Source organism: Rhodococcus sp. GQ147 (genome assembly GCF_059759155.1).
In genome coordinates, this window is the sequence record NZ_JCAXDU010000005.1 from 70,844 (window position 1) to 91,088 (window position 20,245).

19 protein-coding genes are annotated in these 20,245 nt (G+C 68.3%); 13 read left to right on the forward strand and 6 right to left on the reverse strand.

Annotated elements, in window-relative coordinates:
- The first annotated feature begins 30 nt into the window (after positions 1-30).
- From AC6CID_RS07825 to AC6CID_RS07835, 3 genes are read left to right on the forward strand one after another with little or no spacing between them, the layout of a single operon-like run.
- Entirely contained in the window at positions 31-807 is a 777-nt protein-coding gene (locus tag AC6CID_RS07825) for an HAD family hydrolase (protein ID WP_064060053.1), read from the forward strand.
- 42 nt (positions 808-849) lie between these two features.
- Positions 850-2,067: a TerD family protein gene (locus tag AC6CID_RS07830; protein ID WP_064060032.1), complete on the forward strand. Its 1,218-nt coding sequence runs from the start codon at positions 850-852 to the stop codon at positions 2,065-2,067.
- A gap of 3 nt (positions 2,068-2,070) precedes the next feature.
- On the forward strand, positions 2,071-3,558 hold the full coding sequence (locus AC6CID_RS07835) for a TerD family protein (RefSeq protein ID WP_064060033.1): 1,488 nt from the start codon (positions 2,071-2,073) through the stop codon (positions 3,556-3,558).
- 21 nt (positions 3,559-3,579) lie between these two features.
- Here AC6CID_RS07835 and AC6CID_RS07840 read toward each other — a convergent pair whose 3' ends face one another.
- On the reverse strand, positions 3,580-4,104 hold the full coding sequence (locus AC6CID_RS07840; RefSeq protein ID WP_033097520.1) for a pyridoxamine 5'-phosphate oxidase family protein: 525 nt from the start codon (positions 4,102-4,104) through the stop codon (positions 3,580-3,582).
- A gap of 172 nt (positions 4,105-4,276) precedes the next feature.
- On the opposite strand from AC6CID_RS07840, the gene AC6CID_RS07845 reads away from it, so the two are divergent.
- The 9 genes from AC6CID_RS07845 to AC6CID_RS07885 all read left to right on the forward strand — a co-directional run bounded on the left by AC6CID_RS07845 (position 4,277) and on the right by AC6CID_RS07885 (position 13,225).
- Positions 4,277-5,404 carry a DUF418 domain-containing protein gene (locus AC6CID_RS07845; protein ID WP_482127476.1) on the forward strand — a complete coding sequence of 376 codons (1,128 nt, stop codon included), beginning with the start codon at positions 4,277-4,279 and terminating at the stop codon, positions 5,402-5,404.
- A gap of 125 nt (positions 5,405-5,529) precedes the next feature.
- The gene (locus tag AC6CID_RS07850; protein ID WP_006550720.1) at positions 5,530-5,853 is read left to right on the forward strand and encodes a putative quinol monooxygenase; all 324 of its coding nucleotides are present in this window, start codon (positions 5,530-5,532) and stop codon (positions 5,851-5,853) included.
- Positions 5,854-6,051: 198 nt separating this feature from the next.
- Entirely contained in the window at positions 6,052-7,617 is a 1,566-nt protein-coding gene (locus AC6CID_RS07855; protein WP_498353802.1) for a long-chain-fatty-acid--CoA ligase, read from the forward strand.
- Positions 7,614-8,678, forward strand: coding sequence for an MBL fold metallo-hydrolase (locus tag AC6CID_RS07860; protein ID WP_006550722.1), 1,065 nt, complete (start codon positions 7,614-7,616; stop codon positions 8,676-8,678). The genes AC6CID_RS07855 and AC6CID_RS07860 overlap by 4 nt, the downstream gene beginning before the upstream one ends.
- A 1-nt stretch (position 8,679) precedes the next feature.
- A complete protein-coding gene (locus AC6CID_RS07865) occupies positions 8,680-9,441 on the forward strand; it encodes a crotonase/enoyl-CoA hydratase family protein (RefSeq protein WP_006550723.1) in 762 nt (253 codons plus the stop codon).
- Positions 9,442-9,443: 2 nt separating this feature from the next.
- The gene (locus tag AC6CID_RS07870; RefSeq protein ID WP_019290613.1) at positions 9,444-10,238 is read left to right on the forward strand and encodes an enoyl-CoA hydratase/isomerase family protein; all 795 of its coding nucleotides are present in this window, start codon (positions 9,444-9,446) and stop codon (positions 10,236-10,238) included.
- A 44-nt stretch (positions 10,239-10,282) separates the two neighbouring features.
- Complete coding sequence (locus AC6CID_RS07875; RefSeq protein WP_006550724.1) at positions 10,283-11,152, forward strand: LysR family transcriptional regulator; 870 nt, start codon at positions 10,283-10,285, stop codon at positions 11,150-11,152.
- 4 nt (positions 11,153-11,156) lie between these two features.
- Positions 11,157-12,068 carry a LysR family transcriptional regulator gene (locus tag AC6CID_RS07880; protein WP_064060036.1) on the forward strand — a complete coding sequence of 304 codons (912 nt, stop codon included), beginning with the start codon at positions 11,157-11,159 and terminating at the stop codon, positions 12,066-12,068.
- A 56-nt stretch (positions 12,069-12,124) separates the two neighbouring features.
- Positions 12,125-13,225 carry a class I SAM-dependent methyltransferase gene (locus AC6CID_RS07885; RefSeq protein WP_200359022.1) on the forward strand — a complete coding sequence of 367 codons (1,101 nt, stop codon included), beginning with the start codon at positions 12,125-12,127 and terminating at the stop codon, positions 13,223-13,225.
- A 77-nt stretch (positions 13,226-13,302) separates the two neighbouring features.
- Here the strand turns inward: AC6CID_RS07885 and AC6CID_RS07890 are convergent, their stop codons facing one another.
- From AC6CID_RS07890 to fabG, 3 genes are all read right to left on the reverse strand, one after another.
- Complete coding sequence (locus AC6CID_RS07890) at positions 13,303-14,163, reverse strand: endonuclease domain-containing protein (protein WP_094979720.1); 861 nt, start codon at positions 14,161-14,163, stop codon at positions 13,303-13,305.
- A 173-nt stretch (positions 14,164-14,336) separates the two neighbouring features.
- Positions 14,337-15,548, reverse strand: coding sequence for an acetyl-CoA C-acetyltransferase (locus AC6CID_RS07895; protein ID WP_039584365.1), 1,212 nt, complete (start codon positions 15,546-15,548; stop codon positions 14,337-14,339).
- 40 nt (positions 15,549-15,588) lie between these two features.
- Positions 15,589-16,329: a 3-oxoacyl-ACP reductase FabG gene (gene fabG / locus AC6CID_RS07900; RefSeq protein ID WP_498353803.1), complete on the reverse strand. Its 741-nt coding sequence runs from the start codon at positions 16,327-16,329 to the stop codon at positions 15,589-15,591.
- 165 nt (positions 16,330-16,494) lie between these two features.
- On the opposite strand from fabG, the gene AC6CID_RS07905 reads away from it, so the two are divergent.
- On the forward strand, positions 16,495-17,679 hold the full coding sequence (locus tag AC6CID_RS07905; protein WP_498353804.1) for an acyl-CoA dehydrogenase family protein: 1,185 nt from the start codon (positions 16,495-16,497) through the stop codon (positions 17,677-17,679).
- A gap of 126 nt (positions 17,680-17,805) precedes the next feature.
- Here AC6CID_RS07905 and AC6CID_RS07910 read toward each other — a convergent pair whose 3' ends face one another.
- Both AC6CID_RS07910 and AC6CID_RS07915 read right to left on the reverse strand, forming a co-directional pair.
- Positions 17,806-19,461, reverse strand: coding sequence for an AMP-binding protein (locus AC6CID_RS07910; protein ID WP_064060055.1), 1,656 nt, complete (start codon positions 19,459-19,461; stop codon positions 17,806-17,808).
- A 14-nt stretch (positions 19,462-19,475) separates the two neighbouring features.
- Complete coding sequence (locus tag AC6CID_RS07915) at positions 19,476-20,240, reverse strand: SDR family NAD(P)-dependent oxidoreductase (RefSeq protein WP_024102416.1); 765 nt, start codon at positions 20,238-20,240, stop codon at positions 19,476-19,478.
- Positions 20,241-20,245: the final 5 nt, after the last annotated feature.

The window sequence follows — 20,245 nt, forward strand, 5'->3', positions numbered from 1 at the left end:
GACCGCACCCTCATCTATTCGCGCGCCGCGATGACCGGCGACCAGTTCGACACGCAGGATCTACTCTGTGTCGAGTACTACGAGAGCGCACCGCTGTCGTACGTCACCGACATTGCTGCGCAACAGCTTCGGACGCTCGCCGGCGAGGTCGCGATGGTGCCGACGACCACGCGCACACCCGAACAGTTCCGCCGCATCGACCTCCCCGGCGGTCCGTGGCGTTATGCAATCGCGAGCAACGGTGGGTCGATCCTCGAGGACGGGCATCTCGACCCGCACTGGCGCAGGACCGTGGAAGCAGCGGTACGCGCGGGGGGTGCGAGCCTCGACGAGATGACGACCGAACTGCGCCGCCGAATCTCCGAGGACTGGGTGTCGAAGTTCCGCATCGCCGACGAGTTGTTCTGCTACCTCGTCGTCGACGTCGCAGCGCAACCGGCGGGATTTCTCGACGACTGGCACGAGTGGTGTTCGACGCGCGGCTGGAACGCGTCGCAGCAGGGCCGGAAGATCTACACGATGCCGAACAGCGTGTGCAAGAGCCGCGCGGTGGCAGAGGTGCACCGCCGGCTCCGAGCCCGCGGGGTGCTTACCGACGACGCCCCGGTCTTCGCCGCGGGTGACGGTGCGCTCGATGCGGAGATGCTGAAGGCCGCCGACGCCGCGATCCGGCCTCGCCACGGCGAACTCGAACTGATGGACTGGCGCCACCCGACCGTCTCGGTGACCGACGCCGCGGGCGTCACCGCCGGGGAGGAGATCCTCGCCTGGTTCGCCCGATCCGCTCGTCTTCCGGTCGCTTCGTAGAGTAGAAGGTGCCCGGTCACCGACACAGTGAGGACACATCTCTTGCCGACTCCGCTCTCCAAGGGTCAGAACGGACCGCTCACCGCGTCCGACGTCGTCGTCTCGCTCGAGCTGACCACGCCCGCCGATCTGTCCGCACTGCTCGTCAAGGCCGACGGCAAGGTGCGCTCCGACGCCGACTTCGTGTTCTTCAACCAGCCCACCGGGCCGGGTGTGCGTCTCGTATCCGGCGCGCCCGGGCAGGCGGCCTCGCTCGCCGTGTCGCTCGCGCAGGTTCCCGCCGACATCGATCAGGTGCGCGCCGTGATCACCCTCGACGACGCGTCGAGTAGCTTCGGCCGGTTCGCACCGCCCACCGCGCGCGTGTCCGACAGTGCGGGAACGGTGTTGTACGAGTACCGGATCGACGGACTGAGCACCGAGTCCATCGTGATCGCGCTGGAGTTGTACCGGCGCCAGGGCGCGTGGAAGGTCCGCGCCGTGGGCCAGGGATATGCGGGCGGTTTCGCGGCGTTGGTGACCGATCACGGGGTCAGCGTCGACGACGCACCCGCCCAGCCTGCTGCCGCACCTCAGCCCGTCGCTCCCACGCCGGCTCCGGCCCCGCCCGTGCAGCAGACACCGCCTCCGGCACAGCAGACACCTCCGGCACAGCCTGCGGAGGTCAGCCTCACGAAGAACCGCCCGGTAAGCCTGGTGAAGGGCCAGAAGGTCACCCTCCGCAAGGACGGCGGCGTCGCGCTGACCTTCCTGCGCATGGGGCTCGGCTGGGATCCAGTGGAGAAGCGTGGCCTGTTCGGCAACCGTTCCGCCGACATCGACCTCGACGCCTCGGCCGTGATGTTCGCCGACAACCAGATCGCCGACGTCGTGTACTACGGCCAGCTGCAGTCGAAGGACGGCTCGATCCAGCACCAGGGCGACAACCTCACCGGTGCCGGTGAGGGCGACGACGAGGTGATGCTCGTCGACCTCACGCGGGTCCCCGCCCATGTCACGACGGTGATGTTCATCGTGACCTCCTACAAGGGCCACACCTTCGAGCAGGTGCAGAACGCGTTCTGCCGTCTCGTCGACGGCACGATCGACACCGAGCTGGCCCGCTACACGCTGCAGGGCGGCATGCCGTTCACGGGCATGGTCATGGCGAAGGTCTACCGCCAGGGCAGCGAATGGAAGCTGCAGGCCATCGGCGAGGGCATGCAGGCGAAGCATCCCGGTGAGGCCGCGCCGCAACTGGGCCGGTTCCTGGCCGTCTGACCGGTGGGCGAACTCTTCACAGCGGGGCGCAACGCCCCGCTGCCGACCCGCACGGCCCGTTTCACGGCGACCGCATCCGTCCCTCTGGACGTGTGCGCGTTCGTCGTGGACGACGGCCTGCAGGTGGCGTCCTCCGACGACGTCGTGTTCTACAACCAACCGACGACGGCGGGCGTTCGGCTCGAGGGCAAGGTGATCGTCGTCGACGTCGACGCGGTCCGTCCCGGCGCACGCGTGCTGTGTGCGGTCGGCTGCGAGCGACCCGCAGCGGTGTCGACCTCGCTGTGCGACGCGGCGGGCACCGTCCTCGCGTCGTTTCACGTGGAACCGGCGGTCGGTACCGAGACGGCGCTGCTGTGCTGGGAGATCTACCGTCGTCACGACGAATGGAAGATCCGCGCCCTCGGCCAGGGATACGCCGGTGGACTCGCCAAGATGTTCACCGCGCACGGGGTGGAGGTCGAGTCACCCTCCGACGCGGAGAAGGTGGCCGCTCCCGGGCCCGGCCCGGTCATCGGCCTCTCACCTCTCGAGGTGCTGTGGCAGATCTTCGAGGACGCCGCCCGATCGGCCGCCGCGTACACGTCGAGTGCGGAGTTCGCCCAGCACCGTTTCGACGACGAACTCTCGACAGCGGTGGCCGATCCCGCCCGGCGCATGGAGCCCGAGGCCGACCGTGCCCGGGCGCGTGCGCAGCAGCGCTACGACGAGCTCGTCGGTGTCGCCGAGGCCCGCTACCGCGACGACAGCGCGGTGCTCGCCGCCGAACTGCTCACCGTCGACGCGACGTTGCCGCCCGCACTCGCATCCTGGATCTCCCCGGCCTGGATGCACATGCACCTGCCGAGCGACGGCGTGCGGGTGGGTGAGGTGACGGCGCCCGATCTGGGTCCGCTGCGCATCCCCCTGTGCCTGCCGGCACCGCTCACGCGACCGTTGTGGATCGACGGCGACCCCGCCGACCTCGGTCCCGTCGTGTCGTCCGTGGTCGTGCGGCTGCTCACGGCCCGGCCCGACACCCTGCTGCACCTCGTCGATCCCGGGCGGACGCTGCCCGCACTCGAACCCCTCACCGCAGCCCGACTTGCCGGACCGCCCGTCCACGACCGGTCGCGGGTCCCCGCCAGACTCCGGGGGCTGGCCGACGCGGCGGACCTCGACGCGCTCGCCCGGCAGGTCGACGCGGAGACCGCCTCACCCGTGTTGCTGGTCCTCGCCGGGTTCCCCTACGGCTACGACCACGACGACCTGCTCGAGATCGTCCGGATCGCGCGTACCGGCAGTGCCGGCCGGGTCTCGGTCGTCCTCGCGGGTGATCCCCCGGACGATCGGGTCGCGGAGATCCTGTGGGACGAGGCGCAGAAGCTTCCAGTCGACGGGGAGCTGGCCGATCCGTGGACGGGAGGCCGATGGACGTTCGTTCCCGACAGCCTGCCCACCGAGACCGAGCATCTGCGCGGCGCGCTGGGTGGTAGTTCGCTTCCGGACTGATCGTCCCCTCGCACAGAGGGATCAGCGCCGATCGACGAGTGTCGTGACATCGGGCGCGTACACGGTCATCCAGTGCGGGTTCAGGCGGTAGTAGACCACCTCCTCGCTCCAGTCGAACGCGTCCCCGCCGTAGAACGACTGAAGGTAGGCGAGCAGTTCGGGCCAGTCGTCGGCCGGCTCACCGCCGCGCGGGTTGAGAATCTCCACGTGGCCGTGTGTGAACACGCCGAGGTCCTCCCCGCGCATGTGCGCCGCGCTGGCCGCGGGACGCGCGGCGAGATGCCGGGCCTTGGCTGCAGTGGGGGCGGTGCCGAAGTACCACTTGCCGTGCAGGAAATGTCCGTCCACAGCACTGATGCGCGGTTCCCCGCCGGCGGTGACCGTCGCCAGCGAGAGGACGCACATGCCCGTGAGCACCTCGACGAGCTGCTCGGCCGTGAGGGTCCGCGACGCGTCGACGATCGACCTCAGGTGGGATGTGGACCGGGACAGCGACGTGTCGAGGAGCACCTGGAGGTCGGCGAGCTCGGTGGGGGTTTCGTGCATGGCTCCATGTTCACATCACCGAGGCTCACGGGACCCGACAGTTCCTGCTCTGTTCTCCTCGCCGATGTCTGCTCTCGGGGAGATCACCGAACGCGGGTCACCCGCATGGAGGACCCGTCATCCCCCGGTCGGCCGACGCGCGCCGACCCCGCCGCATCGCATGGTGAGGATCATGACGGTCACCGGTTCGACGACGCGACAGCAACGTATCCTCGCCCTCGACGTGGCCCGGGGGATCGCCATCCTCGGCACCTTCGCCGCCAATGTCTGGATCTTCACCGACCCCGCCGGGATCGTCGGATATCTCGCCTCGATCGGCACCGATCCGTGGCCGCAACGCATCCTCGTGCAACTCGCGCAGGGAAAGTTCCTCGGGTTGCTCACCCTGATGTTCGGGATCGGCCTGGCCGTGCAGGCGGCGTCCGCTCAGCGAGCGGGGCGGCCGTGGCCCGGCGGTTACCGGGTACGCGCCGCCCTGCTCTTCGTCGACGGGGTGGTGCACTACCTGCTCGTCGCCGAGTTCGACATCCTCATGGGGTATGCGCTGACGTCCATGCTCGTGTGCGGGCTCGTGATCTCCTCCCGTCGTGTGCGGCTGTGGGTCGCGGGTACGGCCGTCGCTGTTCACGCGCTGGCCGTGACCGCGCTCGTCGTGGCGCTCGCCAGTTCACCGCCGAATGCGGAGACCCCCGAGCTGACCACCGCCACCTGGTGGGACATGATCGTCTTCCGCGTGGACAACGCCGCTGCGTTCCGCGCCGAGGTGATCTTCGTGATCCCGATGACGGTCGCGCTGTTCCTGACCGGCGCCGCACTGTATTCCTCCGGGCTGTTCGACAGCAGAGGTGCGGTGCTGCGCCGGCGGCTGATGGTGGTCGGGGCGATCGCAGCACCGCTCGACCTCGCCGTGGGTCTGTTCGGCGGTGCCGCAGGTGTATTCGCAGCGCGCTACGGCATCGCCCCGTTCGTCGCGCTCGGCCTGCTGGCGTGGATCGCCCACTTCTACATCGGCAGGTCCACCACCGGCACGGTCGGCACCGCCTGTGAACGCATCGGGCGGACCGCGCTGAGTTGCTACATCCTGCAGAACATCGTCGCGTCGGTGCTCTGTTACGACTGGGGATTCGGTCTGGCGAAGACCGTGGACCCCGCCATGCGGGTCCCGTTCACGATCGCGGTGTACATCGCGGTGGGAGCGGTGATGGTCGTCGGATCCCGTTGGTGGCTCGGCCGATTCCGCCAGGGACCGGTCGAATGGGTGTGGCGGGTGTCCTACGAGCGGCTGACGGAACGTCGCTGACGTGTCGGGTTGCCTCGTGGGGGTCTGCCGCTCGGTCACGGATTCGACGCCCTCACCGGTGAGTACGGCGATATGTTCGACGAAGGGACGATCCGTCCCTCCAACATCTACCGACCGGAGGCAAGATGATCTTCATCGTGGTCCGTTTCAAGGTGAAGCCCGAGTACCAGGACAGCTGGCTCGAGACCACCGCGGAGTTCACCGAGGCGACTCGCAGCGAACCCGGGAACCTGTGGTTCGACTGGTCCCGCAGCGTGGACGATCCGTCCGAGTTCGTTCTCGTCGAGGCGTTCCGCGACGGGGACGCCGGATCCGAGCACGTGAAGTCCGATCACTTCCGCAGGGGGCTCGACGCAATGCGGCCGGCGCTGGTCGAGACCCCGCGCATCCTCAACACGGAGATTCCGGGCACCGAGTGGGGCCGGATGGGTGAACTGCAGATCGACTGATCGATCGCCTCGAGACCGACGTCGTGTGCGAGACCCGTCGGGGATTTCGCACACGACGTCGGTCTCGATACGCGCCCATAGGTTTGCCCTAACGTTGCGTACGGCTGCGGGTCTTTGTGGCAGCAGTCACGATCGTGATCGACTGGAACGGCGTGGACGGCATGTCCGCGCGTCGGCCGTGTCGATCAGGAGCGTGATGTGAGCGAGTTGCACCTTCCCAACCGAATCCGGCAGCTGGCAGTCGAACATCCGGATCGTGCGGCGGTCAGCTCCGGCGGAACCACACTCACCTACTCCGAGTTCGACGCGCTCACCAACCGGGTCGCCTCGGCGCTCGCGACCGTTCCGGCGACGTCCGAGCGCATCGGCGCACTGCTGCGCATGGGCCTACCCGGCGCGTCCTCGTTCGTCGGCTGCGCCAAGGCCGGACTGGTCTTCACCCCGCTCAACTGGCGCCTGAACCCGGGCGAGATCGCCGACATCGCCGACGACGCGCAGCTCGACGTCCTGATCGTCGAGGACGAGTTCGCCGCATCGGCCCGCGCTGCCGCCACAGTCCTGCCCGCCGTACAGATCGTCGTGGTCGGCGACGCCTCCACCGTTCCCGGTGCACGGTCGTGGGACGACTTCGTCGCCTCCGGTGACGACATCGACCCCGGCTTCGGCGACGACCCGCGGACCGAGGTGCTGCAGCTCTACACCTCGGGCACCACGGGTCGACCCAAAGGTGTTGTGGCGACGCATCACAACCTGTTCAACGAACCGCAGAACTTCGCGCTGTACGAGTTCACCGAGGACTCGGTGTCCCTCGACGCGCTGCCCCTGTTCCACATCGCCGGCGCCGGCTGGATGAGCACGACCCTGTCGGCGGGATTGCACCTGGTGTTGCTCGGTGAGATGCGCCCGAACCTGGTGGCGGCCGCCATCTCCGAGCACGGCATCACCCACGCATTCCTCGTGCCGTCGGTGATCAACATGCTCGTGGAGATGACCGACCTGTCGGACTACGACCTGTCGGCGCTGCGTCTGGTCGCCTACGGCGCCTCTCCCATCACGCCCACGCAACTCGCCCGCGCCATGGACACCCTCGGCTGCCGCTTCGTGCAGCGTTACGGGATGACCGAGACGATGGGCGCCCTCACAGCGCTACGTGCCGAGGACCACGACCCGCACGGTCCGCGCTCCTACCTCCTACGTTCGGCCGGCACCGGGCTGCCGGGGATCGAGGTCCAGATCCGTGACCTCGCCACCGGCGAACCGCTCCCCCGCGGCGAAACCGGTGAGATCGTGAGCCGGTCGCGCAACAACACACAGGGTTACTGGCGACGCGAGGCCGAGAACGCCGCCCTGTTCACCGAGGACGGTTTTCTGCGCACCGGCGATGCCGGGCACATCGACGAGGACGGCTACCTGTTCGTCACCGACCGCGTGAAGGACATGATCATCTCCGGGGGTGAGAACGTCTACCCGATCGAGGTCGAATCGGTCATCTCCGAACATCCTTCCGTCGCCGAGGTCGCAGTGGTGGGAGTTCCGGACGACCGGTGGGGCGAGGCCGTGACCGCCGTCGTGCGGGTCGCGCCCGGAGCCGAGACACCGACCGAGGCCGAACTCCTCGAGTTCACCGTCGAACGTCTGGCTTCCTACAAGAAGCCCCGGCACATCCACTTCGTCGACGAGTTGCCTCGCAACGCCAGCGGCAAGATCCTGAAGCGCACACTGCGCGACGAGTTCGCTCCTGCACGGGAAGGAACGACGTCATGATCGTCACCGAGGATCTCGGTACCGTCCAGCGTGAAGCGTGGGCGGCCGGCGTACTGCCACCGGTCGAAGAGGTGCGGCCAGGACTGTGGTCGATTCCGGTTCCGATGCCGAAGAACCCGCTGCGGTACGTGCTGTCCTATGCGCTCGCCTTCGACGACGGCCTCGCCCTGATCGACCTCGGTATGGACACCGAGGAGTCGTGGGACACTCTCGTGGCCGGTGTCGCCGCGACCGGCCATCACATCACCGAGGTGCGCTACGCGGCGATCACTCACCTGCATCCCGACCATTTCGGTCTGGCACCCCGGTTGAAGGAAACGACCGGCGCTGTGATCGCGATGCACGCCGCCGACGCCGCCGCCCTCGGGCACTTCACCCCGGAGGACGCCGCCGCCGACAAGGAAGCATGGCGCGTAGACCTCACCGGACTCGGCGCACCGCCCGAGGTCGTCGAGGCCGCCCGCTTCGAACTCGTCCGCTTCCCCCGGGGCGAGAGCGCGGATGTCGTTCTCGCTCATGGTGATCGACTCGATCTGCCCGGGTGGAACATCGAAGCGGTGTGGACGCCCGGCCACACGCCCGGTCACCTCGCCTTCGTCGACCGCGACCGCGACTTGCTGTTCAGCGGCGACCACATGCTTCCGCGCATCAGCCCCAACATCTCCTCCGGCCCCGGCGAACTGGGCGACCCGTTGCACCGCTATCTGCTGTCGCTGCATGCGACGACGGCTCTGCCGGACTGCGAGGTGCTGCCCGCCCACGAGTACCGGTTCCGCGGAGTCACCGAACGCGCACGCCAACTCATGGACCACCACGAGGTCCGTCTCGACGAGATCCGCGATGCCGTCGCGTCCAGGCCCGAGTCGACGGCGTGGGAGATCACGACCCGCGTCACGTGGTCGCGTCCTATCGATGTGATGGATCCCCGGCTGCAGCGACTCGCCGTCCGCGAAACCCAGGCCCATCTGCTCGTTCTCGCCGATAGAGGCGACATCCGTTCCGACGGTGGAACTCCCGCCCACTGGACTCTCTCCACTCCGACCCATACGAAGGAAAACTGACATGAGCGTTGTCCTCACCGAATTCGCCGACGGCGTCGCGGTGTTCACCCTCAACCGCCCCGAGGCCAAGAACGCCGTGAACCTGGAGGTCTCGGAGGCGTTGGCCGCGGCCATCGACGAGTTCGAGGCACGCCCCGACCTGACCATCGGCATCCTCACCGGTGCCGGCGGAACGTTCTGCGCCGGAATGGATCTGAAGGCGTTCGCACGCGGGGAGCGCCCGTCGATCCCCGGCCGCGGTTTCGGTGGCCTCACCGAGGCACCGCCGAGCAAGCCGCTCATCGCCGCCGTCGAGGGCTGGGCCCTGGCCGGTGGATGCGAGCTCGCCCTGTCCGCCGACCTGATCGTCGCGTCGCGCGAAGCGAAGTTCGGTATCCCCGAGGTCAAGCGCGGACTCGCGGCGGCGGCCGGCGGCCTGCTGCGCCTGCCGAAGATCCTCCCCTACCCGCTCGCGATGGAACTGGCCATCACCGGTGACCCACTCACCGCCGAGGTCGCCCACCAGCACGGCCTGGTCAACCGCGTCACCGAGCCCGGTGAAGCACTCACCGTGGCAAAGGAACTCGCCGCCCGCGTCGCGGCGAACGGCCCCCTCGCCGTCAAGGCCACCAAGCAGGTCGTCGCGATGGCCGCCAACTACACCGACCCCGACGCCTTCGTCGCGCAGCGCAAGTTCATCGACCCGGTCTTCGCGTCGGCCGACGCCAAGGAAGGCGCCCGGGCGTTCGCCGAGAAGCGCGCACCGGTCTGGAAGGGCGAGTAGGAATGTCGGACGTTCTGGTCGCGCAGGACGGCTCGGTCGCCACGATCACGCTGAGTCGACCGGAGCGCAAGAACGCGATGACGGTCGAGGCGTGGCGGTCGTTGCGTGAGACGTTCGGTGCGCTCCAGCACGACGATTCCGTCCGCGCCGTGATCCTCACCGGCGCCGGTGGTGACTTCTGCACCGGTGCCGACATGGAACGGCGCGACTCCACCCATCCCCTCGACCGTATGCGGGAGATCAACGAGACGGCGCTCGCCGTCGCGGAGTTCTCGAAGCCGTTGATCGCGCAGGTCGAGGGGTATGCGGTGGGCGCGGGATGGAACATGGCGTTGCTGTGCGACGTGGTCGTCGCCTCCCGCACCGCGAAGTTCGGTCAGATCTTCGCGCGGCGCGGACTGTCGATCGACTTCGGCGGGTCGTGGATCCTGCCGCGCCTCGTGGGACTGCACCAGGCGAAGCGTCTGGTCATGCTCGCCGACATCGTGTGCGCCGAGGAAGCATACGACCTGGGCCTGGTGACCGAGCTCGTCGAGCCCGACGCCCTCGCCGGTCGCGCCGCCGAACTGGCCGCGCGGCTGGCCGCCGCCCCGCCGGTCGCGGTGAGCATGTCGGCGCGGATGCTCGAGCAGGGTTCGTCGCTCACGCTCCGCGAAGCACTCGAGAACGAGGCCCGCTCGCAGGCGATCAACCACGCCACCGACGCCCCCGATGCGATGCGTGCATTCGTCGACAAACGCGAGCCGTCGTTCACCGGCGGATGGCGGGTACCGCGCCCGGTAGACACCCCTTCCTGACGGTTGCGTCCGGGACGGTTCCGAGCGTCACCTACGATAATCGGGTGGACTTGCACCTCGTGACCTATTTCGTGGCGGTCGTCGACCACGGCGGGATCACGAAAGCTGCTCAGGCACTTTACATTTCGCAGCCGTCGTTGTCGCAGGCCATCCGCACCCTCGAACGCCGCCTCGACACGACCCTGTTCGACCGCACCGGCCGACGGCTCACCCTCACCGAGGACGGTCGTGTCCTCGAGGGCGCCGCACGCCGCATCCTGGCCGACGTCGAGCGGGCGAAACAGAAGGTCGCGGCGGTGCGCGATCTCCAGGCCGGTCGTGTCGAGATCGTCACCTTCGCGACGTTCTCGATCCACCCCGTCATCGAGTTCGTCCAGCGCTTCCGTCGGCGCTACCCCAACCTGACCGTGCGGGTGAACGACGCCGAAGGCCCTCCCGGAGTCCACGCGGCGCTGCGCCGCGGCGAGGCGGAGATCGGCATCACCGACCTGTCCGTCGATCACGCCGGCATGATCACCGTTCCGGTCCTCGAGCAGGAGATGGTGCTCGCCGTGCACCCCGACCTCGCCGCCGACGTGCCCGACCCCGTCACCCGGGCCCAGGTCCGCGACTTCCCGCTGGTCCTCGACCTCGGCTCCCGCGCGAGCGCCGCACGCACCGGTGAACTGCTCGGCGATCAGAACGTCGTCGTCGACTGCGCCAACCAGGCAGCCCTGTGGCAGTTCGTCGAGCGTGGCACCGCCGGGACGATCGTGCCGCGTCGCGTCGCCGAGAAGCAGATCCCCGGTGCGGTCGTCCGGCCCCTGGACCCACCGTTCCGGCGTCCCGTCGGGTTGGTGATGCGACCCGGCGATCTGTCCCCCGCTGCCGCCGCATTCGTGGCGACCACCACCGGCACCCCCTGGGAAGCGTGACGACATGGAGTTCCGTCAGGTCGAATACTTCCTCGCCGTCGTGGAGAACGACGGCATCAACGGCGCGGCCGCCGAGCTCGGCGTCGCCCAGCCCACCGTCTCCCAGGCACTGCGCAGCCTCGAACGCGAGCTGGGGGTGCAGTTGTTCCACCGCATCGGGCGCGGCATGGTGCTCACCGCGGCGGGCAAGGCACTGATCGGCCCGAGCCGGCAGATCCTCCGCGATGTGAACGCGGTCGAGGAGCTGCTCACCGTGTCGACGACCGAGGTGACGGGCCGACTGGATCTGATGGTCTTCCCCGCTCTCGCAACCGGCCCGATCGTCGACCTGGTCTCCGAGTTCCGCCGTCTCCATCCCAAAGTCACCGCGCGCCTCGGTGATCTGCGTGCGGAGGAGTTCACCGCGTCGGTCATCCACGACGGCTACTGCGAGTTCGTCGTCACCCATCTGCCCGTCGAGGACGAGGTGGGTCTCGAGATCATCGAGCTCGGACAGACCGAGTACTGGCTCGCCTATCCCCCCGGCACCGACCTGCCACCCGGGCCGCTGTCCTTGGCCGAGCTCCCTGACATCCCGATGGTGTTCGTGCCGCGCGGTGGTGGCTCCGTGAGCGACGCGATCGACTACGCAATGCGGCAGGCCGAGGTGCGCCGTCCCATCTCCGTGCTCACCGATCATCGCGAGGCCCGCCTGCCGATGGTGCTCGCCGGTCTGGGTGGGTCGTTCGTCGAACGGTCGCTCGCCGAGTCGGCGCAGGACGTCGCGGTGGTCCGTCCGTGCGAGCCGACCTTCGCGCAGTCGTACGGACTGGTGTTCGACCCGGCCTCGCTGTCGAAGGCCGGTCGCGCCTTCGTCGACTTCGTGCGGTCGTCCGAGGAGTCCGGCGCGGAGGAGCAACTCCCGACGGAACGGTGACATCCGGGGATCCGGGGGCGACGATGGTGGGGACGACATCCACTTCTCCTCGGGAGATGATCCGTATGTCCACCTCGACGACTTCCTCCGTCCACCTCGATTCCGTCGACGCGTACGCGCAGCGCGTCCTCGATTCCGTCCTCGGCACCATGGACACCCTCACGATCCTGATCGGCGACCGTCTCGGCTGGTACCGAAGCCTCGCCGACGACGGACCTGCGACGGCCGGCGAACTGGCCGAACGCACCGGAACCCACCCGCGGTACACCCGCGAGTGGCTCGAGCAGCAGGCTCTGACCGGTCTGCTCGACGTCGACGACGGCGATCCCCCACGCTTCACGCTGTCTGCGGTCGGTCGCGAGGTACTCACCGATCCGCACAGCCTGGCGTACATGGCGCCGCTCGCCCGGATGATCGTCGGCGCGACGATGCAGCTTCCCGGTCTGCTCGAGGCGTACCGCAACGGTGGCGGCGTGAGTTGGAGCCAGTTCGGCCGCGACGTGTGCGAGTCGCAGGCCGACGCGAACAGGCCGCTGTTCGAGAAGGCGCTGCCCGATGCTCTGCGGTCGGTACCGGAGGTCGACCGGGTGCTCGGGCAGCCGGGCGCGCAGATCGCCGACATCGGCTGCGGCGGGGGATGGTCGACGATCACGATCGCGCGCACCTATCCGGATGCGAAGGTTCACGGCTTCGACATCGACGCCCCGTCGGTGGAGATGGCCCGGTCGAACCTCGCGGAGAATGCCGATGTGGCGCAACGCGTCACGTTCACGCAGTGCGACGCGTCCGAACTGCCCGATGGAAACTTCCAGGCGGCCTTCGCATTCGAGTGCGTCCACGACATGCCCCGACCGGTCGAAGTGTTGGCTGCCGTACGGCGGTCGCTCGCACCCGGCGGGTTCATGATCGTCATGGACGAAGCGGTCGCCGACACCTTCACCGCGCCCGGCGACGACGTCGAACGGCTCATGTACGGCTACAGCCTCACCATCTGCCTCCCTGACGGTATGAGCCACACCCCGAGCGCCGCGACGGGCACCGTCATGCGTCCCGCGACCCTGCGCCGCTATGCCCTCGATGCCGGTTTCACCGAGGTCGACGTGCTCCCCATCGAGGACTTCGGCTTCTTCCGCTTCTACCTCCTCCGCACCGAATAGCGTTGCCCGTCGAAAGTTCGGGGAGGTTGTGTTCGCGTTTCTCGAAAAACACGCACACAACCTCCCCGAAGTTCTGCTCAGACGGGCGCACCGGCCGCTCCCAGAGCACGCCGCACCCGTTCGACGAAGACTTCGGGCCGCCGGTAGAGGAGGTCGGCGCCGACCCGGATGACCGTCCACCCCAGTTCGGGCAGCACCGCGTACCGATCGATGTCGCGGGTGCGCTGAGTGGGGTCGGTCCAGTGCTGCACGCCGTCGTACTCCACGAGCACCCGCCACTGCTTCCATCCCATGTCGGCTCGCGCCACGAACACGTCGCCGTCGAAGATCTCGATCTGGGTCTCCGGCGGTGGGAGACCGGCACGGACGAGGAGCAGACGCGTGTGGGTCTCGGGCGGTGACGCAGCCCCACCGTCGACGAGGGCGAGCACCCGCGGCACGGCACCGATACCGTGTGCGCCTTTGCTCCTCGTCGCGAGTTCCTCGATCTCAGGCACCTTCAGGCCGGTCGCGTTGCAGAGCGCGTCGATCGTTTCGACGGCCCGATCGAACGGCATTCGTCGGGCGAGATCGAAGGCCGTCTGCGCCGGTGTGGTCGCGAACATCCCGTCGACCACGCAGGTGTCGAGCTTCGGGGCGCGTCGGACCGAGATGCCCGGCGCCGACCGGACGTGATCGGAGCGGACGAGTTCGGCCGCCGCATCCGGGTCGAGCCATCGAGTGCCGTGCACGGCAGCGGCGGACACTCCCGCGAGGACGCCGCGGCCCTGCGACCACAACCATGCCGCCTTCGCACGCAGCAGCGGGGTGGCCGGGATCCCTCGTCGGATGTAGACGTCGCGGTGGAGGTGGACGAAGTCGCGTGCGAGCCGATGCCGCGTGACGACGCCGGCAGCGAGTGCCGCGCGTCCCGAGAACGGTTCGTCGAAGTCGATCACGCGCCGAGCATGCCGGGCGCGACGCGCCTCCTGACGCCGCGTCGAGGCCCGGTTGTGGACAATCCGGCGTCATCCCCAGCCCGGTCACCTGCGACGAAAGAAGTTCGGGGAGGTTGTGTCCGGGCTTTTCGAGAAAAACCGAACACAACCTCCCCGAACCGGGAGCTGTCTGCTTACGCGACGCGCTCGAAGATCGCTGCCAAGCCCTGGCCGCCGCCGATGCACATGGTCTCGAGGCCGTAGCGGGCCTCGCGACGGTACAGCTCGCGGGCGAGGGTGGCGAGCATGCGTCCGCCGGTCGCGCCGACCGGGTGGCCGAGCGAGATGCCGGAGCCGTGAACGTTGGTGCGCTCGAAGTCGGCCTTGCCGAACTTCCATTCGCGGGTCACCGCGAGGGCCTGCGCGGCGAACGCCTCGTTGAGCTCGATGATGTCGACGTCGGCGAGGGTGATGCCCGCCTTGGCGAGGGCGACCTCGGTGGCCGGCACGGGGCCGATACCCATGACCTTGGGTTGGACACCGGCGACGCCCCACGAGACGAACCGCACCAGCGGGGTCAGGCCCAGCTCGGCGGCCTTCTCCGGGGTGGTGACGATGGCCATGGACGCGGCGTCGTTCTGGCCGCTGGCGTTGCCGGCGGTGACGGTGGCCTCGGGGTCCTGCTTGCCCATGATCGGCTTCAGCTTGGCGAGGGTCTCCAGGCTGATGTCGGGACGCGGGTGCTCGTCGGTGTCGATGACCTCGTCGCCCTTACGGCTGCTCACCGTGACTGGGATGATCTCCTCGGCGAGGATCCCGTTCTTCTGGGCGTGGACTGCACGCAGGTGCGAGTTCAGGGCCAACTCGTCCTGCTCGTCGCGGGAGATCGAGTACTCGCGACGCAGGTTCTCCGCGGTCTCGATCATGCCGCCGGGCACCGGGTAGAAACGGCCACCGGCGGTCGAGCGGGCTCGGACCAGCCCGTCGTGCATCTGCACACCGGTGCGGGCGCCGCCCCAGCGGATATCGGTGGAGTAGAACGCCGCGTTGCTCATCGACTCGGTGCCACCGGCGACAACGAGATCGTGGTCGCCGTTACCGACCTGGAAGGCGGCCTGGATGACGGCCTGCAGGCCCGAACCGCAGCGACGGTCGATGTGCATGCCGGGCACCGTGATCGGCAGACCGGCGTCGAGAGCGACGACGCGGCCGATGGCCGGGGCCTCACTGTTGCCGTTGCAGTGGCCGAGGATGACGTCCTGAACCTGTTCGGGCGCAACACCGGTGCGCTCGAGTAGACCCTTCAGGGCCGCGACACCGAGATCGACTGCGGTGAGGGACTTGAACATTCCGCCGTAGCGGCCGATCGGGGTACGGACCGGCTCGCAGATGACAACTTCACGCATGATGACCTTTCGGGAAGAGAGGGAGGTGACGGATGGACCGTCACATGAAGCGGCCGCCGGTGACCTCGAGGACGGTGCCGGTCATGTAGGAGGACATGTCGGACGCGAGGAACAGTGCGACGGAGGCGATCTCGTCGACCTCGCCGGGGCGGCCCATGGGGATCTCGGCCATCTTCCGGTCCCATGCCTTCTGCGGCATGGCCTCGGTCATCGCCGAACGGATCAGGCCGGGCTGGATCGCGTTGACGCGGACGCCGTGGTGCGCCATCTCCTTGGCGGCGGCCTTGGTGAGGCCGACGATGCCCGCCTTGGCGGCGGAGTAGTTGGTCTGGCCGACCATGCCGACCTTGCCGGACAGCGAGGAGATGTTGACGATCGCGCCGCGCTTGGCCTCACGCATGATCGCGGCGGCCTTGCGGGTGCCGTGCCAGGTGCCCTTGAGGTGCACCGAGATGACGAGGTCGAAGTCCTCTTCGGTCATCGTGCGCATCGTCGCGTCGCGGGTGATACCTGCGTTGTTGACCACCACGTCGAGCGAACCGAAACCGTCGACGGCCTCGGCGAGGAGGGTGTCCCAGTCGGCAGACTCGACGACGTTGGCGCGCACGGCCCGGGCCACGTCGCGCCCTCCGAGCTTCTCGGAGGCGGCGGTGGCGGCATCGAGATCGAGGTCGCCGATCACGACGCGGGCGCCGGCGTCGACGAACTCCTGCGCGATGGCGAAGCCGATTCCCTGAGCGCCACCGGTGATCACGGCAGTGCGGTTCTCCAACAGAGACATCTATGATTCCTTTCGGCGGGGCTCGGACGGCCCCCAGACAAGTCGATGCTCCGAATATAACGGCGAACCGGCCGGTAGAACGGCTCTCATCCATCGACAATGCCTATACGGGAATGGCGCCATTCGTATTGGACACCTCCCCGCGGCCGCACGAAGGTTGTAGACATGACACTCTCCATCCCGGCCCCCGAGGTCGACGAGGACGACTTCCGCGAGATCCTCGCGCAGACCCGCGCGTTCGTGCGCAACGTGGTCGTGCCGCGCGAGCAGGAGATCGCCGAGACCAATGCGATTCCCGAGGACATCCGCCAGGCCGCGAAGGACATGGGCCTGTTCGGATACGCCATCCCGCAGGAGTGGGGCGGCCTCGGCCTGAATCTGCAGCAGGACGCGGAACTCGCGATGGAGCTGGGTTACACGACCCTGTCGCTGCGCTCGATGTTCGGCACCAACAACGGCATCGCCGGCCAGGTGCTCGTCAACTTCGGCACCGACGAGCAGAAGCAGCAGTGGCTCGAGGGCATCGCCTCCGGCGAGGTCGTCGCATCCTTCGCCCTCACCGAGCCGGGCGCCGGCTCGAACCCGTCGGGTCTGCGTACCAAGGCCATGCGCGCCGGTGACGACTGGGTGATCACCGGCGAGAAGCGCTTCATCACCAACGCGCCGCTGGCGAACCTGTTCGTCGTGTTCGCCCGCACCCGTCCGGCAGACGGGAACGGCACCGGAATCGCGGTCTTCCTCGTCCCCGCCGACACCCCCGGCCTGACGGTGGGCAACAAGGACGCCAAGATGGGCCAGGAGGGCGCCTGGACCGCCGACGTGCACTTCGACGACGTGCGTGTGCCGAACTCCGCGCTCGTCGGCGGCAGCGAGGACGTCGGCTACAAGGCCGCCATGGTCTCGCTCGCCCGCGGTCGCGTGCACATCGCCGCACTGTCGGTCGGCCAGGCCCAGCGCGCACTCGACGAGTCTGTCGCCTACGCCGCGACCGCCACGCAGGGCGGCAACCCCATCGGAAACTTCCAGCTCGTACAGGCGATGATCGCCGACCAGCAGACCGGTGTGATGGCCGGCCGCGCCCTCGTCCGCGACGCCGCGAAGGCGTGGGTCGAGGAGACCGACCGCCGCATCGCACCGTCGGTCGCGAAGCTGTTCTGCACCGAGATGGTCGGCAAGGTCGCCGATCTCGCCGTCCAGATCCACGGTGGCACCGGCTATATGCGCGAGGTGCCGGTCGAGCGGATCTACCGCGACGTGCGTCTGCTGCGCCTGTACGAGGGCACCAGCGAGATCCAGCGTCTGATCATCGGCGGCGGACTCGTCAAGCAGGAGCAACAGAAGAACTCCTGACCTTCGGGGCGCGGTTCCGGAACAGGTACGTCCGGAACCGCGCCCGAACCGATTCTTGCGAATCACCTTCCACCGCATACGAAGAAAACCCCGGCATCGGATGCCGGGGGTTTCTCGTGTGCGGGGTCAGGAGACCGTCAGTCGCGATCGCAGATCGGTCTTGAGGATCTTGCCCGCGGCGGAGGTCGGCAATGCGTCGACCACCACCACTTCACGGATCTTCTTGTACGGCAGGACCTGTTCGGCGACGTACGCCTTCAGCTCCTCCGCGGCGGGCTCCTCGCCGTCGACGGGGACGACGAAGGCTACCGGCTCCTGACCGATCGCGCCTGCCTCCCGCCCGACGACCGCCGCAGTGGACACCTTCGGGTGGGTCACCAGGATCTCTTCGAGCTCACGCGGATACACGTTGTAGCCCTTGTAGATCAACATGTCCTTCGCCCGGTCGGCGATGTACACGAATCCGTCGGCATCGCGGTAGGCGATGTCGCCGGTGGCGAGCCAGCCGTCGACGTACTGTTCCGCGGTGATCTCGGGGTGTCCGAGATATCCGTCGGTGACCTGCGGTCCGCGGATCCACAGTTCGCCGAGCTCTCCGTCGGGGAGGACGACGGTCGGATCGATCTGCGAGCGGATCTCGAGTTCGGTGTCGAAGACCGGGAGGCCGACGCTTCCGAGGCGGTACTCCGAGTCGACGACGAGCGGCATCGCCGTGACGACGCAGGTGCCCTCGGTGAGCCCGTAACCCTCCGCGATACGTGCGTTGGGGAACGCACGCTCGAGGTTCCCGAGGGTCACGTGGTCGATCGGAGCGGCACCGGACGACACGACCCGCACGGTGGACAGGTCGCGGGTCTCGACGTCGGGATGCGTAGCGAGGGCGTGCCACATCGCCGGGCTGCCGGTGATGTAGCCGGCCTCGTACCGTTCGATCAGCTCGAGCATCCGGGCCGGATCGAAGCGACCCGCGAGGACCTGGGTCAGGCCGCACGCGAGAAGGAACGACGTGTTGATCAGCGCGTGCGCGTGGAACAGCGGCGACACCACGATCGTCGAACCCTGACCCGGGACCGCACCGGCGATTTTCAGGTCGCCGATCGGTTCGAGCGAGATGCGTCCGTCGACATCGGCGACCAGCTGGTGCCCGGCGCGCCACGCACACATCTGCGTGACGTTGCCGACAACGTTGCGGTGCAGGACGCGCACGCCCTTCGAAATGCCGGTCGTGCCACCGGTGTACGCGATGTGCGCGATATCGTCCGGACTGGTGACGACCGGTTCGAAGGTCTGCGGGCGTCCTTCGAGCGCATCGCCGAAGCGCACGGCACCCGGCGCGGTGACCGCTTCGTCGGAGACGACCGCGATCAACCGGATACTCGTTCCGGACGCAGCCCGGAACAGGGTGTCGGCCTGTGCGGAACCGGTGACCGCCGCGGCTGCGGAAGTCTCCTCGATCTGCCGGCGCAGACCCGGTTCGGGCTGCAGCGGATTCACGAGCGTGACCGCCGCTCCGACGCGGAGCGCACCGTAGTAGGCGATGTGGAACTCGACGCAGTTACCGAGGTGCAGGAGCACCACGTCGCGGGCCCGCACCCCGGCCTCGTGCAGCACGCCGGCGAACTGCGCCGAGCGTGCGTCGAGGTCGTTGTAGGTGAGCACCCGGTCGCCGTCGATCACCGCGGGACGGTCGCCGTAGACGGCGGCGAGGCTCGGTGCCCACACCGCCATCGTCGTCGCCGGGTACGACAGCCTGCGCTGTGCGAGGTCGGAAGCCGAGGTCATGGTCGACGCCCGGTTCACCGCGGTGCCATACGGATGGCGCCGTCGAGGCGAATGGTCTCGCCGTTGATGTAGCCGTTCTCGAGGATGTTCGTGGCCAGCTGCCCGAACTCGTCGGGCCGGCCCAGACGCGACGGGTTGGGCACGGTCGCTTCGAGCGACTTGCGGACGTCCTCGCGCAGGCGGGCGAGCAGCGGGGTGTCCATGATGCCGGGGGCGATGGTGTTGACGCGGATGCCCTTGCTGGCGAGGTCGCGTGCGGCGACGATCGTCATGCCGACGATGCCGGCCTTGGACGCCGAGTAGTTGATCTGGCCGATCTGGCCCTCGAAGGCCGCGACGGAGGCCGTCATGACGACGGCGCCACGCTCGTCCTCGATGAGGTCGAGTTCGGCCATGCGCTCGGCGCCGAGGCGCAGCGCGTTGAACGAGCCGATGAGGTTGAGGCGGATCACGAACTCGAAGTCCTCGAGCGAACCGGCCTTGCCCTCCTTGTCGAGGATGCGCATCTTGCGTCCGGCGCCGGCGCAGTGCACGACACCGCGCAGGCCGCCGCGCTCGTGCGCGACGTCGAGAGCCGCAGCGAACTGCTCCGAATCGGTCACGTCGCCGGGGGCGAAGACGGCGCCGTCGCCGAGCTCCTTGGCGATCTCCTCACCGTTCGAGCCGGGGAGGTCGATGAGGGTGACGTTGCCGCCGGCGGCCAGGACGCGACGTGCCGTGGCGAGACCGAGACCGGACGCTCCGCCGGTGACGGCAACGGACAGACCCTTGAGTTCCATAGTGT

What these genes read in the sequence shown, in the direction of transcription:
- AC6CID_RS07825 (WP_064060053.1), top strand. Translation starts at nt 31, where the DNA reads ATGACCGGCGACCAGTTCGACACGCAGGATCTACTCTGTGTCGAGTAC.
- AC6CID_RS07840 (WP_033097520.1), bottom strand. Translation starts at nt 4,104, where the DNA reads ATGCACGAAACCCCCACCGAGCTCGCCGACCTCCAGGTGCTCCTCGAC.
- AC6CID_RS07845 (WP_482127476.1), top strand. Translation starts at nt 4,277, where the DNA reads ATGACGGTCACCGGTTCGACGACGCGACAGCAACGTATCCTCGCCCTC.
- AC6CID_RS07850 (WP_006550720.1), top strand. Translation starts at nt 5,530, where the DNA reads ATGATCTTCATCGTGGTCCGTTTCAAGGTGAAGCCCGAGTACCAGGAC.
- AC6CID_RS07860 (WP_006550722.1), top strand. Translation starts at nt 7,614, where the DNA reads ATGATCGTCACCGAGGATCTCGGTACCGTCCAGCGTGAAGCGTGGGCG.
- AC6CID_RS07865 (WP_006550723.1), top strand. Translation starts at nt 8,680, where the DNA reads ATGAGCGTTGTCCTCACCGAATTCGCCGACGGCGTCGCGGTGTTCACC.
- AC6CID_RS07870 (WP_019290613.1), top strand. Translation starts at nt 9,444, where the DNA reads ATGTCGGACGTTCTGGTCGCGCAGGACGGCTCGGTCGCCACGATCACG.
- AC6CID_RS07880 (WP_064060036.1), top strand. Translation starts at nt 11,157, where the DNA reads ATGGAGTTCCGTCAGGTCGAATACTTCCTCGCCGTCGTGGAGAACGAC.
- AC6CID_RS07885 (WP_200359022.1), top strand. Translation starts at nt 12,125, where the DNA reads ATGATCCGTATGTCCACCTCGACGACTTCCTCCGTCCACCTCGATTCC.
- AC6CID_RS07895 (WP_039584365.1), bottom strand. Translation starts at nt 15,548, where the DNA reads ATGCGTGAAGTTGTCATCTGCGAGCCGGTCCGTACCCCGATCGGCCGC.
- fabG (WP_498353803.1), bottom strand. Translation starts at nt 16,329, where the DNA reads ATGTCTCTGTTGGAGAACCGCACTGCCGTGATCACCGGTGGCGCTCAG.
- AC6CID_RS07905 (WP_498353804.1), top strand. Translation starts at nt 16,495, where the DNA reads ATGACACTCTCCATCCCGGCCCCCGAGGTCGACGAGGACGACTTCCGC.
- AC6CID_RS07910 (WP_064060055.1), bottom strand. Translation starts at nt 19,461, where the DNA reads ATGACCTCGGCTTCCGACCTCGCACAGCGCAGGCTGTCGTACCCGGCG.
- AC6CID_RS07915 (WP_024102416.1), bottom strand. Translation starts at nt 20,240, where the DNA reads ATGGAACTCAAGGGTCTGTCCGTTGCCGTCACCGGCGGAGCGTCCGGT.